The following is a 16018-nucleotide window of genomic DNA, read 5'->3' as shown; positions in this document are numbered from 1 at the left end:
TTGTCCCCATTTACCCCTCATCCTGTTTTTAACCTTAAAATGGCATTATTGAGGTAGACCTACATGAAAGGACAAGAAACTCGTGGTTTTCAGTCAGAAGTGAAACAGCTTCTGCACCTGATGATCCATTCTCTCTATTCCAATAAAGAAATCTTCCTGCGTGAGCTTATCTCTAACGCCTCCGATGCGGCGGACAAGCTGCGTTTCCGCGCGCTTTCTAACCCGGATCTGTACGAAGGTGACGGCGAACTGCGCGTTCGTGTTTCTTTCGATAAAGACAAGCGCACGCTGACCATTTCCGATAACGGCGTGGGGATGACCCGCGACGAAGTGATTGACCATCTGGGGACTATCGCGAAATCCGGCACCAAATCATTCCTCGAATCCCTGGGTTCTGACCAGGCGAAAGACAGCCAACTGATCGGTCAGTTTGGTGTTGGTTTCTACTCCGCGTTTATCGTGGCCGATAAAGTGACCGTGCGTACTCGTGCGGCGGGCGAAAAACCAGAAAACGGCGTGTTCTGGGAATCAGCTGGTGAAGGTGAATACACCGTTGCCGACATCACCAAAGAAGATCGTGGTACTGAAATCACCCTGCATCTGCGTGAAGGCGAAGATGAGTTCCTCGATGACTGGCGCGTGCGTTCCATCATCAGCAAATACTCCGACCATATCGCGCTGCCGGTAGAGATCGAAAAACGCGAAGAGAAAGACGGCGAAACCGTTATCTCCTGGGAGAAAATCAACAAAGCGCAGGCGCTGTGGACTCGTAACAAGTCGGAAATCACCGATGAAGAGTACAAAGAGTTCTACAAACATATCGCTCACGACTTTAACGATCCGCTGACCTGGAGCCATAACCGCGTTGAAGGTAAGCAGGAGTACACCAGCCTGCTGTACATCCCGTCGCAGGCACCGTGGGATATGTGGAACCGCGATCATAAACACGGCCTGAAACTGTATGTTCAGCGTGTGTTCATCATGGACGACGCAGAACAGTTCATGCCGAACTATCTGCGCTTCGTGCGTGGTTTGATTGACTCCAGCGATCTGCCGCTGAACGTTTCCCGTGAAATCCTCCAGGACAGCACCGTAACCCGCAATCTGCGCAATGCGCTGACCAAGCGTGTGCTGCAAATGCTGGAAAAACTGGCGAAAGACGACGCGGAAAAATACCAGACCTTCTGGCAACAGTTTGGCCTGGTACTGAAAGAAGGTCCGGCGGAAGATTTCGCTAACCAGGAAGCGATCGCCAAACTGCTGCGTTTTGCGTCTACCCATACCGATTCTTCTGCGCAGACCGTGTCTCTGGAAGACTACGTTTCCCGCATGAAAGAAGGGCAGGAGAAAATCTACTACATCACCGCAGACAGCTATGCGGCAGCGAAGAGCAGCCCGCACCTGGAACTGCTGCGTAAGAAAGGCATCGAAGTTCTGCTGCTTTCTGACCGCATCGATGAGTGGATGATGAACTATCTGACCGAGTTCGATGGCAAGCCGTTCCAGTCTGTGTCTAAAGTTGACGAGTCGCTGGAAAAACTGGCTGACGAAGTCGACGAAAGTGCGAAAGAAGCGGAAAAAGCACTGACTCCGTTCATCGACCGCGTGAAAGCACTGCTTGGCGAGCGCGTGAAAGATGTTCGTCTGACCCACCGTCTGACCGATACGCCAGCGATCGTTTCTACCGACGCGGACGAAATGAGCACCCAGATGGCGAAACTGTTTGCCGCAGCGGGCCAGAAAGTACCAGAAGTGAAATACATCTTCGAACTGAACCCGGATCACGTACTGGTGAAACGTGCTGCAGATACTGAAGATGAAGCCAAGTTCAGCGAGTGGGTAGAACTGCTGCTGGATCAGGCGCTGCTGGCAGAACGCGGTACGCTGGAAGATCCGAACCTGTTTATTCGTCGTATGAACCAGTTACTGGTTTCCTGATGTAATGCCGGATGAATTTTATCCGGCATACAGCTGAATGTGGTGCCGGATGACCTTCGTGTCATCCGGCATTTTTCTTTTCATCCTCTGCACTTTCCGCAAATTATCTCACCATTAACCGTTTCAGCCCCGGGCGCCTTTCTTGAGGCAATCGCCTGTTGGTGGTATCGTTTATCGCTTTTTCAAAAAATTCGACACAATTTAAGGGGATTTTCGCAATGCGTATCATTCTGCTTGGCGCTCCGGGCGCGGGGAAAGGGACTCAGGCTCAGTTCATCATGGAGAAATATGGTATTCCGCAAATCTCCACTGGCGATATGCTGCGTGCCGCAGTCAAATCTGGCTCCGAGCTGGGTAAACAAGCTAAAGACATTATGGACGCTGGCAAACTGGTCACCGATGAACTGGTGATCGCGCTGGTTAAAGAGCGCATTGCTCAGGAAGATTGCCGTAATGGTTTCCTGTTGGACGGCTTCCCGCGTACCATTCCGCAGGCAGACGCGATGAAAGAAGCGGGCATCAATGTTGATTACGTTCTGGAATTCGACGTACCGGACGAACTGATCGTTGATCGTATCGTCGGTCGCCGCGTTCACGCGCCGTCTGGTCGTGTTTATCACGTTAAATTCAATCCGCCGAAAGTAGAAGGTAAAGACGACGTAACCGGTGAAGAGCTGACTACCCGTAAAGACGATCAGGAAGAAACCGTACGTAAACGTCTGGTTGAATACCATCAGATGACTGCACCGCTGATCGGCTACTATTCCAAAGAAGCAGAAGCGGGTAACACCAAATACGCGAAAGTTGACGGCACCAAACCGGTTGCTGAAGTTCGCGCGGCTCTGGAAAAAATCCTCGGCTAATTAAGCCGCAGCAGATCTGCTCTCGGGCAGGTCTGCGTATCCTCCTCAGGCCAGACCTCTCACAGCAATTAGTTCTTCTTCCTCACTTTTCCGCTACAATTATCAACAAGTTGAATCGATAAGAGGCGGTAATGCGTCAGACTAAAACCGGTATCCTGCTGGCAAACCTGGGGACGCCCGATGCCCCCACTCCTGAAGCGGTAAAACGCTATCTGAAACAATTTTTAAGCGATAGACGCGTGGTCGATACCTCACGGCTGTTGTGGTGGCCGTTGCTGCGTGGTGTGATTTTGCCGCTGCGCTCGCCGCGCGTGGCGAAGCTGTACGCCTCGGTCTGGATGGAAGACGGCTCGCCACTGATGGTTTACAGCCGCCAGCAACAGCAGGCGCTGGCACAACGTTTACCGGATATGCCAGTGGCGCTGGGCATGAGCTACGGCTCGCCATCACTGGAAAGCGCCGTCGATGAACTACTGGCAGAACATGTTGATCATATTGTGGTGCTGCCGCTCTATCCGCAATACTCCTGTTCAACGGTCGGTGCGGTATGGGATGAACTTGCACGCATTCTCGCGCGCAAGCGTAGCATTCCGGGGATTTCGTTTATTCGTGATTACGCCGATAACCACGATTACATTAATGCGCTGGCAAATAGCGTGCGGGCCTCTTTCGAAAAACATGGCGAGCCGGATCTGCTGCTGCTCTCTTATCATGGCATTCCTCAGCGTTACGCGGATGAAGGTGATGATTACCCGCAGCGTTGTCGCACAACGACTCGTGAACTGGCTTCCGCACTAGGGATGGCACCGGAAAAAGTGATGATGACCTTTCAGTCGCGCTTTGGTCGGGAACCCTGGCTGATGCCTTATACCGACGAAACGTTGAAAATGCTCGGAGAAAAAGGTGTCGGTCATATTCAGGTGGTGTGTCCGGGCTTTGCTGCGGATTGTCTGGAGACTCTGGAAGAGATTGCCGAGCAAAACCGTGAAGTCTTCCTCGGCGCTGGCGGGAAAAAATACGAATATATTCCGGCGCTTAATGCTACACCGGAACATATCGAAATGATGGCTAATCTTGTTGCAGCCTATCGCTAAAGAATCGAGCACCGTCGCGTAGAGCATCGTCGGCGGTTTTCATCATCCGTGAATAATGCAAAAAGGCGTGCAGCGTACCGGAGTAGAGTTTGAACTCACAAGGTTGCTGGTGTGCCGCTAACGTCTGGTAAAGCAGGCGACTGTCATCCAGCAGCGGATCGAACTCCGCTCCGGCGATATAACAGGGCGGCACATTTCGAGTGAGATCATTATTAAACAGGCAGTAATACGGCGACTCGCGATCCGCTTCGCTGCCTAAATATGCCTCTTCATACATCTGCAAATCCTGTTGCGTTAAGCCATCCCAGACACCGCCCAGCAGGCGACGAGTCACGGAATCCCGTAACCCATAAAGTCCATACCACAGCAAAACGCCCACAACCTTACCGCAATCGATCTGTTTATCCCGCAGCCACAAGGCGCTGGCTAGCGCCAGCATTGCGCCAGCGGAATCACCGGCAAAGCCAATACGTGACATATTGATTTGATAATCGCCCGCCTGCTGGTGGAAGTGACAACAGGCGGCCACGATTTCCTCTATCGCCTGCGGAAAACGCGCTTCAGGTGAAAGGGTGTAATCAATGCCAATCACCGTACATTGGCTGTAGATTGCCAGCAGGCGCATGATGCGATCGTGAGTATCGAGATTGCCGAGAATAAAACCACCGCCGTGAAGATAAAATAGCGTCGCTGGGCTATCTGGATTTGGACAAAATAAGCGGGCCTCCACCTGTCCATATTTTGTCGGAACTGCGTAATCCCTGGTTTCCATTTCTGGAGCGCCAGCATTCCAGAATCGCCGCTCGAGCGTGTAATGCTGACGCTGCTCGGCAAGTGTTCCTTCTGCGGGCCAGGGCGGTAAATCAGGCTGAAGTGTATTAACAACGGCCCTCATTTCGGCAGAAATCAGTTCCAGTGCGGGTAATTTGTTTTCCATCTTCATAGAAAAACTCCTTTCAAATTACGCCATTGTAAGGAAGCTCTGCCATGATAATGCGATCTCGTCTGCTGATATTGAAACTGGCTGCATCTCGCGCGTTCCCGTGAGATTGTGTTAACATTCGCCGCTCAGTTAACCACCCGTAAAAACAACCATGAAATTTCCCGGTAAACGTAAATCCAAACATTACTTCCCCGTAAACGCACGCGATCCGCTGCTTCAGCAGTTCCAGCCAGAAAACGAAACCAGCGCCGCCTGGGTAGTGGGTATCGACCAGACTCTGGTTGATATAGAAGCGAAAGTGGATGATGAGTTCATTGAACGTTATGGATTAAGTGCCGGGCATTCACTGGTGATTGAAGATGACGTTGCCGAAGCACTCTATCAGGAACTTAAAGAGAAAAACCTGATTACCCATCAGTTTGCGGGTGGCACTATTGGTAACACCATGCATAACTACTCGGTACTGGCGGATGACCGCTCGGTACTTCTGGGCGTGATGTGCAGCAATATTGAAATTGGCAGCTACGCCTATCGTTATTTGTGTAATACCTCCAGCCGTACCGATCTTAACTATCTGCAAGGCGTAGACGGCCCGATTGGACGCTGTTTTACGCTGATTGGCGAGTCTGGCGAACGCACTTTTGCCATTAGCCCTGGCCACATGAACCAGCTACGGGCAGAAAGCATTCCGGAAGATGTGATTGCCGGAGCGTCGGCGCTGGTACTCACCTCATATCTGGTGCGCTGCAAGCCGGGCGAACCGATGCCAGAAGCGACCATGAAAGCCATTGAGTACGCGAAGAAATATAACGTGCCGGTGGTGCTGACGCTGGGGACTAAATTTGTCATCGCCGAGAATCCGCAGTGGTGGCAGCAATTCCTCAAAGAACACGTTTCCATCCTTGCGATGAACGAAGAAGAAGCCGAAGCGTTGACCGGAGAGATCGATCCGCTGCTGGCGTCTGACAAGGCGCTGGACTGGGTGGATCTGGTGCTGTGCACCGCCGGGCCAATCGGTTTGTATATGGCGGGCTTTACTGAAGACGAAGCGAAACGCAAAACCCAGCATCCGCTGCTGCCGGGCGCTATCGCGGAATTTAACCAGTATGAGTTTAGCCGCGCCATGCGCCACAAGGATTGCCAGAATCCGCTGCGCGTCTATTCGCACATTGCGCCGTATATGGGCGGACCAGAAAAAATCATGAACACCAACGGTGCCGGAGATGGGGCGCTGGCGGCGCTGTTGCATGACATTACCGCTAACAGTTATCACCGTAGCAGCGTACCAAATTCCAGCAAGCATAAATTCACCTGGTTGACGTATTCGTCATTAGCGCAGGTGTGTAAATATGCCAACCGTGTGAGCTATCAGGTACTGAACCAGCATTCTCCACGCTTAACGCGCGGGCTGCCGGAGCGTGAAGACAGCCTGGAAGAATCTTACTGGGATCGTTAAGTTATCGTCGGTTCGTAGGCCAGATAAGGCGTTCACGCCGCATCTGGCATTTGGCTCTCGATGCCTGATGCGACGCTGACCGCGTCTTATCAGGCCTACATATCCGCGCCTGTTATCAGGCAACCACCGTTTACCCCGTCACCACTTCACCTGCCGGTGGCGTTTCCAGCAGTTCCAGCATGGTACGGGCAATTTCACGCTCGCCCATCACCACCTGATTCGCGCCACGTTCGGTGATATATGCCACCTCGTCGTCATAATGGGCGCGGGCGATAATCTCAATATCCGGGTTTTTCGCGCGAGCAGACGCCACAATCTCGCCTGCTTCGTAACCGTTGGGAATCGTCAGGATCAGCCATTTTGCGCATTCCAGATGCGCCAGTTGCATGATCTCTTCGTTAGCCGCGTTGCCTAATACCGCCCGGACTCCGCGCTCACGCAGTTCGTCGACGCGAGTACGTGACGTCTCAATCACCACTAAAGGAATATCAGACGCGAGCAATTTCTCCCCCAGCAGGCTGCCCACACGACCATAACCTACCAGCAGCGCATGGTTGCAGATATCCACCGGAATCTGCTTCTCTTCTTCGATAGCTTCCTCCAGCGTCTGCTCTTCCAGCGTTTCGGTTTTCGCCAGGTATTTCTCCAGCAGCGCGAACAGCACAGGGTTGAGCATAATCGACAAAATCGCCCCCGCCAGCACCAGGTTTTGCCCCGCCTGCGGCAGCAGATTCAATGCCATCCCCAGTCCCGCCAGGATAAATGCGAACTCACCAATCTGCGCCAGGCTGGCGGCGATGGTCAACGCCGTACGCTGGGAGTGACCAAACAACCGGACGAGGAAGAGCGCCGCGACCGATTTACCAAACAGAATAATCGCCAGCGTAGCCAGCACCGCCAACGGCTGCTGAATCAGGATTAACGGATCAAACAACATCCCGACAGAGACGAAGAACAACACTGCAAACGCATCGCGCAATGGCAACGTATCGTGAGCGGCACGGTGGCTAAGTTCGGACTCATTCAGCACCATCCCGGCAAAGAACGCGCCGAGTGCAAAGGAGACGTCAAACAGCTCCACCGCGCCAAAAGCAATCCCTAACGCCAGCGCCAGCACCGACAAGGTAAACAACTCGCGCGAACCGGTTGCTGCGCTGCGTGCCATAATCCACGGCACCAGACGGCGACCTACCAACATCATAATGGCGATAAATGCGACCACTTTGCCGATGGTGATACTCATATCCAGCGCCAGCGTCGCAAAGCCCACATCGCCCTGTTCCAGCATTCCGGCTACCGCTGGCAGCAACACCAGCGTCAGGACCATCACCAGGTCTTCCACAATCAGCCAGCCGATGGCGATTTGCCCTCGCTGGCTGTCTATTAATTGCCGTTCTTCAAGTGCGCGCAGTAACACCACGGTACTGGCGGTGGAAAGACACAAACCGAACACGATACCAGTCATCAACGACCAGCCCAGCACGGCGGAGAGAGCCATACCCAGCAGTGTCGCCACGGCTATCTGGGCGATCGCGCCGGGAATGGCGATGGACTTTACCGCCATCAAATCCTTGAGCGAAAAATGCAGGCCGACGCCGAACATCAGCAAAATGACGCCCAGTTCCGCCAGTTCAGGCGCAAGTTTTGTATCGGCAACAAAACCTGGGGTAAAGGGGCCTGCCAGCACACCCGCTAACAGATATCCCACCAGAGGAGAAATACGCAGTTTATTGGCCAGCATGCCGAGGATAAAGGCAAGCACAAGGCCGCCAACAATTGTGGTGATAAGCGGGGTGGCGTGATGCATTCCGTCTCCTTTTCCTGGTGGTGGTTGTCCATATTTTGGCCGGGAAAACCAAAATTACAGGTAATAGTTTATGACAATTTCATAGATGATGTTTATGAATAATTGTTGAATTTTGCAGAAAAATGGAATTAGCCGCAAAAAAGGCACGGATCGGAAAAGTGATGAGGTGTATGAAGAGGAAAGGCTTATGGTTACTGCAAAATGAAGCAGCCAAAGTTTACCTTTGGCTGCCGGGAATTCAGGATTTATGCCGATTATCAGGTAAGAATATGGTCAACATTCCAAGAAGCGGCAGGAAAGCACATATTTTATAAACTAACTCGATACTGGTATGGTCGGCGATAAGCCCCAGAACTGCGGCTCCAAGGCCACCCATGCCAAAAGCAAAACCGAAAAAGAGCCCGGAAACCATGCCGATACGTCCCGGCAACAACTCTTGAGCATAAACCAGAATGGCAGAAAACGCCGAGGCGAGGATAAATCCAATAATCACCGTCAAAACCCCCGTCCAGTGCAGGCTTGCGTACGGTAAAATAAGCGTAAAAGGCGCAACACCGAGGATAGAGCCCCAAATTACATATTTTCGCCCAATCTTATCGCCAACAGGCCCGCCAATCACCGTCCCCGCCGCAACGGCAAATAAGAAGGCAAACAGATGAAGTTGGGCATTCTGGATGGATAATCCGAATTTTTCCATCAGATAAAAGGTGTAATAGCTGCTGATGCTCGCCATATAGAAATATTTCGAGAAAATCAGCACTAACAGTACGCAAACAGCCAGAACGACCTTATTTCGTGGCAGCGGATTGATTATTGGCGCTTTCGGCTTGCCTTTACTCATTCGGTGCTGCGCAGAGTACCAGCGGCTGATTTGCGCCAACACCACGATTGCCAGCAGTGCCGCCAGTACAAACCATGCAACGTTGCCTTTGCCATAGGGGGCGATGAGCACCGCCGCCAGCAAAGGCCCCAACGAACTGCCAAAGTTACCGCCGACCTGGAAGATGGATTGCGCCAGACCATGACGTCCGCCAGACGCCATACGTGCCACGCGGGAAGATTCCGGATGAAAGACCGACGAACCGGTACCGACCAGCGCCGCCGCCAGCAACACCGAGCCAAAACTGCCCGCCAGCGCCAGCAATACCAGGCCGCTTAAGGTAAAGCACATGCCAATTGGCAACGACCACGGCATTGGGTATTTATCTGTCCAGTAGCCGACGACCGGTTGCAGCAGCGAAGAGGCGAGCTGGAAGGTGAGGGTTATCAGCCCAATCTGCATAAACGTCAGGGAAAACTCTGACTGTAATAGCGGATAAATCGCCAGAATCAGCGATTGGATCATGTCGTTCAGCAGATGCGAAAGGCTGATAGCGCCTAAAATGCCAAACGATGTGCGAGCCTTAGTGGTCGATGCAGCCGCGCCCGCCACAGGCTGGGTTTGTTCACTCATTGCCATAGGAAAGTCACTTTTTTAGAGTTGCGATGTAAAAATTTATCTTAATTGTGATTATTACCTGACTAACATACCTGCACGTGCCTTTTGAAGGAAGTCTCAATGTGGAAAACAGAATTTCCAATCTGGATGTAGATTTATCGTAACCGAACGCAGACTTGTCTATGATGTCGCGTCATACTAATTTTCAACACGTTATTATCTGGTCAGGGAGAGAAGTATGAAATTATTGCAGCGGGGTGTGGCATTAGCACTGTTAACCACATTGTCACTGGCGAGTGCAACTGCGTTGGCCTATGAGCAGGATAAAACCTATAAAATTACGGTTCTGCATACCAACGACCATCACGGTCATTTCTGGCGCAATGAATATGGCGAATACGGTCTGGCGGCACAAAAAACGCTGGTGGACGGTATTCGTAAAGAGGTCGCCGCTGAAGGCGGGAGCGTGCTGCTACTTTCTGGTGGCGACATTAATACCGGTGTGCCGGAATCCGATTTGCAGGACGCAGAGCCAGATTTTCGCGGCATGAATCTGGTGGGCTATGATGCAATGGCGATTGGCAATCATGAATTTGATAACCCGCTCACCGTATTACGCCAGCAGGAAAAGTGGGCAAAGTTCCCGTTGCTCTCTGCCAATATCTATCAAAAAAGTACCGGCGAGCGCCTGTTTAAACCCTGGGCGCTGTTTAAGCGCCAGGATCTGAAAATCGCCGTTATCGGTTTAACAACTGATGAAACAGCGAAATTAGGTAACCCAGAAAACTTCACCGACATTGAATTCCGTAAACCTGCCGACGAAGCCAAACTGGTGATCCAGGAGCTGCAACAGACAGAAAAGCCGGACATTATTATCGCGGCGACCCATATGGGGCATTACGACAACGGTGAGCACGGTTCTAACGCGCCGGGTGATGTAGAGATGGCGCGCAGTTTGCATGCCGGATCGCTGGCGATGATTGTCGGCGGACATTCGCAAGATCCAGTCTGTATGGCAGCTGAAAATAAAAAGCAGGTAGATTACGTTCCTGGTACGCCATGCAAACCGGATCAACAAAACGGCATCTGGATTGTACAAGCGCATGAGTGGGGCAAGTACGTTGGTCGGGCCGACTTTGAGTTTCGCAACGGCGAAATGAAAATGGTCAACTACCAGTTGATTCCGGTAAACCTGAAGAAAAAAGTCACCTGGGAAGACGGGAAAAGCGAGCGTGTACTGTACACCCCGGAAATCGCCGAGAATCAGCAAATGATTTCGCTGTTATCGCCGTTCCAGAACAAAGGCAAAGCGCAGCTGGAAGTGAAAATTGGCGAAACCAATGGTCGTCTGGAAGGCGATCGTGACAAAGTGCGTTTTGTACAGACCAATATGGGGCGGTTGATTCTGGCAGCCCAAATGGATCGTACTGGTGCCGACTTTGCGGTGATGAGCGGAGGCGGAATTCGTGATTCTATCGAGGCAGGCAATATCAGCTATAAAAACGTGCTGAAAGTGCAGCCGTTCGGCAATGTGGTGGTGTATGCCGACATGACCGGTAAAGAGGCGATTGATTACCTGACTGCCGTCGCGCAGATGAAGCCGGATTCCGGTGCCTACCCGCAATTTGCCAACGTCAGTTTTGTGGCGAAAGACGGCAAACTCAACGACCTGAAAATTAAAGGCGAACCGGTCGATCCGGCAAAAACCTACCGCATGGCAACATTAAACTTTAATGCTACTGGCGGTGATGGTTACCCGCACCTTGATAACAAACCGGGCTATGTGAATACCGGCTTTATTGATGCCGAAGTGCTGAAAGCGTATATCCAGAAAAACTCGCCGCTGGATGCGAATGCTTATGAGCCGAAAGGTGAGGTGAGCTGGCAGTAATCTGAAAGTGCCGGATGTTCACATCCGGCACAATGCTTAATCGCGACGGGCGATATCGGCAAATTTGGCATCGAGGATCTTCGCCAGATCGCTTGCCGCCAGTTCGATATCCAGCCCGCGTTTACCGCCGGAAACATAAATAGTGGCAAATTCTTGTGCGGGGGCGTCGATAATCGTCGGCAGACGTTTTTTCTGCCCTAGTGGGCTAATTCCACCAACCAGATATCCCGTTGAACGCTGCGCGACCATCGGATCGGCCATCTCTACTTTCTTGGCTCCCAGCGCCTTAGCCACTTTTTTGAGATCCAATTGACCTGCGACCGGCGTGACGGCCACTGCCAGATGTTTCATATCGCCGTTCACTGCGACCAGCAGCGTTTTGTAGACCTGATCCGGATTCAAACCTAATTTTTTGACGACTTCATCGCCAAAATTGGTTTCAGCCGGATCGTGTTCGTAGGTATGAACCTGAAAAGAAATTTTGTTTTTTTCGAGTAATTTAACTGCGGGTGTCATCGTAATTTTCCTGCCTCAAACAAAAAACGGAGAAAGCATACGCCTGATGGCGGCCCAAAAAAAAGTGTCATCTTGCCTAAGAGTATTGGCAGGATGGTGAGATTGAGCGACAATCGACTTACACCGTCGTTTAAAGCGACGGCATAATAATAAAAATATGAAATTCCTCTTTGACGGGCCAATAGCGATATTGGCCATTTTTTTAGCGCAACATTTGCGGCAAATTCCCTTCTCCATACAGATGTAAAGCACCGACAGCGACCACATAGCGCCCTGGCGGCATAGCATGCAGTTTATCCCGCCAGGCGAGATTTCGCTGGTGCATCAGGACATCGTACAGCGACTGACTGAACGTATTGGGCAGCGTTATTTCATTATTTTGTGGCGGTGCATTCAGCCACCAGCTCATCATTTGTTGCAGCAACCGTGCGTTGGTATGCCAGTGGGTCAGCGTATCGTCCAGCAGCGCCTGTCCTTTGTCGGGAAGCTGGAGCAACATGGCAATCTGGTTTTCTGCCCCTTCCAGTTCAATCACGGGTTTATGTTGTTGCTTCGCCACCTGCAATAGCTGGTAATCGATACCATATTCTGCCCGCAGCCCCAGTTTTTGCGCCTGTGTCGCCTGAAGAACCATCGCGATTTGCCACAGCGGTTGGGTAGAAAACAGCGTGGGAGAAATTCCCATCTCCTGGCTAATGTGCTGCAGATTTTGCAATTGTTCTTCGCTAATGCGCTCTTCCAGCGCCTCGCAGGCTGGCAAATTGGCAAAAGGTGTATCGCTGGTGGAAACATCCGCCTCGACGATCAGCGCGTCGGCGTTTTTGAGTTTTTTGAGCAAACGGGTGGGCAGGGGAGCCATATCGTGACTCCCCATATGAATACTGCCAATCAGATGAAAATGGCGATTGCCGGGGAGGGTGATATCGATGGCAGGCCAGGAGTAATGATTACCGCGCAGCGCGGCCCAAAGCGTTTTTACCCGGTACAACAGATCCATACGACCTCCCTTTGTGAAATATCATGCTAGCGCGCGGGGAGGGATGGCGCAAATGGAGTTGAGACGGATTGAAACTGCGACCGAATATTTGGCACGCCGTGAAGAGCGTGCAAAAAAGGTCGCGTAAGGTCAAAACATCGCTTCATCTCGTAGGTCGGATAAGGCGTTCACGCCGCATCCGGCATCCGAGCACCATTGCCTGATGCGACGCTGGCGCGTCTTATCAGGCCTACAAACCAATGCCTGAACCGTAGGCCGGATAAGGCGTTTACGCCGCATCCGGCAGTCATGCGCCGATGCCAAATGCGCCGCCCTAAAGCAGCGCATCCGCAATGACGTACTTATTCCTTCGGTTTAAACCGCAGCAATCGGTTGGCGTTACTCACTACGGTAATCGACGAGAGCGCCATTGCCGCTCCGGCAACTACCGGGTTTAGCAGCGTTCCAGTGAACGGCCACAAAATACCGGCGGCGACCGGAATACCGATACTGTTGTAGATAAACGCACCGAGCAAGTTCTGCTTCATATTGCGCAGCGTCGCGCGGGAAATAGCGAGCGCATCCGCTACCCCCATCAGGCTATGGCGCATCAGGGTAATCGCCGCAGTTTCAATGGCAACATCACTGCCGCCACCCATCGCAATGCCGACATCCGCCTGGGCCAGCGCTGGCGCGTCGTTAATGCCGTCGCCTACCATTGCCACCTGACGTCCTTCACTTTGCAGACGTTTGATCGCTTCGGCTTTACCGTCCGGCAGCACCCCGGCAATCACTTCATCAATTCCCGCTTCTTTGGCGATTGCATTGGCGGTGGTTGGGTTATCCCCGGTCAACATCACCAGACGATATCCCGCTTTATGCAGGCGTTGCAGTGCCGCCACGCTATCACTACGCAACGGATCGCGTACTGCCAGCAGGGCCACCGCTTTCCCGTCAACCGCCAGCAGCACAGGCGTTGCGCCTTGCGATGCCTGAGCAGTAATCTCCGCTTCGATAGCTTTGGTATCAACCTGTTGCTCATTTAACAACGCCTGATTACCCAGCAATAACGCATGACCTTCTGCTTCACCGCTCACGCCCAGCCCGCGCAATGTGCGGAAACCGTTGACCTGCGGCAGCTGCATATCCCCTGCTTTATCGAGGATCGCTCGTGCCAGCGGATGGCTGGAACCTTGCTCCAGCGCCGCCGCCAGACGCAATGCCTGCGCTTCATCAACATCAGCAAACGTTTTCACTGCGACAACCTGCGGCTTCCCTTCAGTCAGCGTCCCGGTTTTATCGAACACGACAGTATCGAGCGTACTGGCGCGTTGCAGCGCGTCGGCGTCCCGTACCAGCACGCCAAACTCAGCCGCCCGCCCGACGCCCGAAATAATCGACATCGGCGTCGCCAGCCCCAGCGCACACGGACAGGCAATAATCAGCACCGTGGTGGCAATCACCAGGGTATAGACAATCTGCGGTGCCGGACCAAAGAAATACCAGATTGCCGCACTGACCAGCGCAATCACCACTACCACCGGCACAAACACGGCAGAGATTTTATCCGCCAGCTGACCGATTTCTGGCTTGCTGCTCTGGGCCTGGCGCACCATACGAATAATCCGCGACAGCGTGGTGTGGCTGCCAACCGCACTGGCGCGAAACAGCACGCTACCGTCCTGAACCACTGTCCCGGCATGGACGCTATCGCCTTCGCCTTTTTGCTGCGGGATAGGTTCGCCCGTCAGCATCGCTTCATCCAGCCACGCTTCGCCCTGGGTAATTTCACCATCTACCGGCACGCGGTCGCCCGTCGTCAGGCGCAGTAGCATGCCTGGCTGAACTTCCGCCAGCGGCACGCTTTTTTCACCTTCGTCAGTAACCAGTCGTGCCGTCGGCGGGGTTAAATCGAGTAATTTCTCCAGCGCCTTAGAAGAACGCTGACGTGCGCGTGCTTCCAGCATATGACCGAGATTGATCAGACCGATAATCATCGCGCTGGCTTCGTAATAAAGATGCCGCGCTTCCATCGGGAACCACTGCGGCCACAGGTTGACGCTCATCGAATAGAGCCACGCCACGCCCGTACCCAGCGCCACCAGCGTATCCATCGTCGCCGCACCGTTGCGCAGGCTTTTCCACGCGCTGCGGTAAAAATGCCCGCCCGCGAAGACCATCACCGCCAGGGTTATCAGGCCGATAACTAACCACAGGCTGCGGTTGTCAGCGGTGACCATCATGTTATCGCCGATCATCCCCCAGACCATCACCGGGATACCCACCGCCAGGGCGACAATCGCCTGCCAGCGGAAGCGCTTCATTGTAGCGATGGCGGTTTCCTGCTGGCGCTCACGGCGTTTAGCGTCATCTTCAATCGCTTCCGCGCCGTAGCCTGCTTTTTCCACCGCCTGGACTAAATCTTGTGGGGAGGCACTGCCCATCACCAGCGCAGTACGCTCCGCCAGGTTTACCCGTGCCTGGGTGACGCCCGGTACGCTTTGCAGCGCATTTTGTACGCGGGTGACACAGCTGGCGCAGCTCATGCCGCTCAGCAGCAACTGCTGGCTGTCATCGTCATCGGCGGTCGCTGCCGGAAGCTCATCAGAAACCGCTGTCAGTGCTTCCGACGGGATTGATGACTCCGCCAGCGGTTTAGCCTTTGGGTGGCTTACAGATGCGTCATAACCCGCTTGTTTGATGGTTTCGATCAGCTGTTCTGCACTGGCAGTGCCGGTAACGTGTGCTTCAGTGACAGACACATCAGCCTGCTCAACGTCCGGGCGCTGTTCGAGACTTTCTTTCACGCGTTTAACGCAGTGACCGCAGGACAGGCCGTCCAGGGTCAGGTCGATAGTTTGAGACATAGTTCACTCCTTTAAGACAGTGTTGACTGACTGTGATAAAGGGTAAACCTTCCAGCAAGGGGAAGGTCAAGAAATTATTTATCAGCGAAATGAAAAGTCGGCAGAGATTAAAAAATTGGCGCAATTAGCATCAGAATTAGACATTTATCTCTTTGTTTTCCTTTATCTAAAGTACGGGTGCTAAGTTAAATCAGGATGCCTGAAAACTGGCATCGGGGTGAGGAAATAC

At 52.8% G+C, this 16018-nt stretch carries 11 protein-coding genes and 1 pseudogene; 6 read left to right on the top strand and 6 right to left on the bottom strand.

The annotated features are described in order from the left end of the window. Window positions 1-63 precede the first annotated feature (63 nt). The 3 genes from htpG (at window position 64) to hemH (ending at window position 3895) form a co-directional block, all read left to right on the top strand. Window positions 64-1938, top strand: a complete 1875-nt coding sequence (gene htpG, locus FFT88_RS20165; RefSeq protein WP_000678201.1) for a molecular chaperone HtpG — start codon at window positions 64-66, stop codon at window positions 1936-1938. A 218-nt stretch (window positions 1939-2156) separates the two neighbouring features. Continuing rightward, window positions 2157-2801, top strand: a complete 645-nt coding sequence (gene adk / locus FFT88_RS20160) for an adenylate kinase (RefSeq protein ID WP_001313630.1) — start codon at window positions 2157-2159, stop codon at window positions 2799-2801. Between the two features lie 131 nt (window positions 2802-2932). Further along, entirely contained in the window at window positions 2933-3895 is a 963-nt protein-coding gene (gene hemH / locus FFT88_RS20155) for a ferrochelatase (RefSeq protein ID WP_135403870.1), read from the top strand. Here hemH and aes read toward each other — a convergent pair. Then, window positions 3870-4838: an acetyl esterase gene (gene aes / locus FFT88_RS20150; RefSeq protein WP_135403869.1), complete on the bottom strand. Its 969-nt coding sequence runs from the start codon at window positions 4836-4838 to the stop codon at window positions 3870-3872. The genes hemH and aes overlap by 26 nt on opposite strands. Window positions 4839-4989: 151 nt before the next feature. Here aes and gsk point away from each other — a divergent pair, with 151 nt between their 5' ends. Beyond that, complete coding sequence (gene gsk / locus FFT88_RS20145) at window positions 4990-6294, top strand: inosine/guanosine kinase (RefSeq protein ID WP_135403868.1); 1305 nt, start codon at window positions 4990-4992, stop codon at window positions 6292-6294. 130 nt (window positions 6295-6424) lie between these two features. Here gsk and ybaL read toward each other — a convergent pair whose 3' ends face one another. Then, complete coding sequence (gene ybaL / locus FFT88_RS20140) at window positions 6425-8101, bottom strand: YbaL family putative K(+) efflux transporter (protein WP_130215499.1); 1677 nt, start codon at window positions 8099-8101, stop codon at window positions 6425-6427. Window positions 8102-8339: 238 nt separating this feature from the next. Next, window positions 8340-9560 carry a fosmidomycin MFS transporter gene (gene fsr, locus FFT88_RS20135; protein ID WP_130206317.1) on the bottom strand — a complete coding sequence of 407 codons (1221 nt, stop codon included), beginning with the start codon at window positions 9558-9560 and terminating at the stop codon, window positions 8340-8342. A 217-nt stretch (window positions 9561-9777) separates the two neighbouring features. Here fsr and ushA point away from each other — a divergent pair, with 217 nt between their 5' ends. After that, entirely contained in the window at window positions 9778-11430 is a 1653-nt protein-coding gene (gene ushA / locus FFT88_RS20130) for a bifunctional UDP-sugar hydrolase/5'-nucleotidase (RefSeq protein WP_135403867.1), read from the top strand. A gap of 36 nt (window positions 11431-11466) precedes the next feature. Here the strand turns inward: ushA and ybaK are convergent, their stop codons facing one another. Both ybaK and FFT88_RS20120 read right to left on the bottom strand, forming a co-directional pair. After that, window positions 11467-11946 (bottom strand): Cys-tRNA(Pro)/Cys-tRNA(Cys) deacylase YbaK, encoded by a 480-nt coding sequence (ybaK, locus tag FFT88_RS20125; protein ID WP_130215505.1) that lies wholly within the window; start codon window positions 11944-11946, stop codon window positions 11467-11469. Between the two features lie 202 nt (window positions 11947-12148). Further along, the gene (locus FFT88_RS20120) at window positions 12149-12943 is read right to left on the bottom strand and encodes a TraB/GumN family protein (RefSeq protein WP_135403866.1); all 795 of its coding nucleotides are present in this window, start codon (window positions 12941-12943) and stop codon (window positions 12149-12151) included. A gap of 49 nt (window positions 12944-12992) precedes the next feature. On the opposite strand from FFT88_RS20120, the pseudogene FFT88_RS20115 reads away from it, so the two are divergent. After that, window positions 12993-13070: pseudogene (locus FFT88_RS20115) on the top strand (addiction module antidote protein, HigA family); the annotation flags it as partial. Window positions 13071-13284: 214 nt separating this feature from the next. Here FFT88_RS20115 and copA read toward each other — a convergent pair. Then, window positions 13285-15789 (bottom strand): copper-exporting P-type ATPase CopA, encoded by a 2505-nt coding sequence (gene copA / locus FFT88_RS20110; protein WP_135403865.1) that lies wholly within the window; start codon window positions 15787-15789, stop codon window positions 13285-13287. Window positions 15790-16018: the final 229 nt, after the last annotated feature.

The sequence above is a fragment of the Escherichia sp. E4930 genome (assembly GCF_005845405.1).
Classification (GTDB): Bacteria; Pseudomonadota; Gammaproteobacteria; order Enterobacterales; family Enterobacteriaceae; genus Escherichia.
The sequence above is the reverse complement of the archived record's forward strand: the minus strand, read 5'-3'. Positions and strand labels throughout refer to the sequence as shown.

Coding starts and splice junctions, on each gene's coding strand:
- fsr (WP_130206317.1), bottom strand. CDS start 9,560: ATGGCAATGAGTGAACAAACCCAGCCTGTGGCGGGCGCGGCTGCATCG.
- aes (WP_135403869.1), bottom strand. CDS start 4,838: ATGAAGATGGAAAACAAATTACCCGCACTGGAACTGATTTCTGCCGAA.
- htpG (WP_000678201.1), top strand. CDS start 64: ATGAAAGGACAAGAAACTCGTGGTTTTCAGTCAGAAGTGAAACAGCTT.
- gsk (WP_135403868.1), top strand. CDS start 4,990: ATGAAATTTCCCGGTAAACGTAAATCCAAACATTACTTCCCCGTAAAC.
- copA (WP_135403865.1), bottom strand. CDS start 15,789: ATGTCTCAAACTATCGACCTGACCCTGGACGGCCTGTCCTGCGGTCAC.
- ybaL (WP_130215499.1), bottom strand. CDS start 8,101: ATGCATCACGCCACCCCGCTTATCACCACAATTGTTGGCGGCCTTGTG.
- hemH (WP_135403870.1), top strand. CDS start 2,933: ATGCGTCAGACTAAAACCGGTATCCTGCTGGCAAACCTGGGGACGCCC.
- FFT88_RS20120 (WP_135403866.1), bottom strand. CDS start 12,943: ATGGATCTGTTGTACCGGGTAAAAACGCTTTGGGCCGCGCTGCGCGGT.
- ybaK (WP_130215505.1), bottom strand. CDS start 11,946: ATGACACCCGCAGTTAAATTACTCGAAAAAAACAAAATTTCTTTTCAG.
- ushA (WP_135403867.1), top strand. CDS start 9,778: ATGAAATTATTGCAGCGGGGTGTGGCATTAGCACTGTTAACCACATTG.
- adk (WP_001313630.1), top strand. CDS start 2,157: ATGCGTATCATTCTGCTTGGCGCTCCGGGCGCGGGGAAAGGGACTCAG.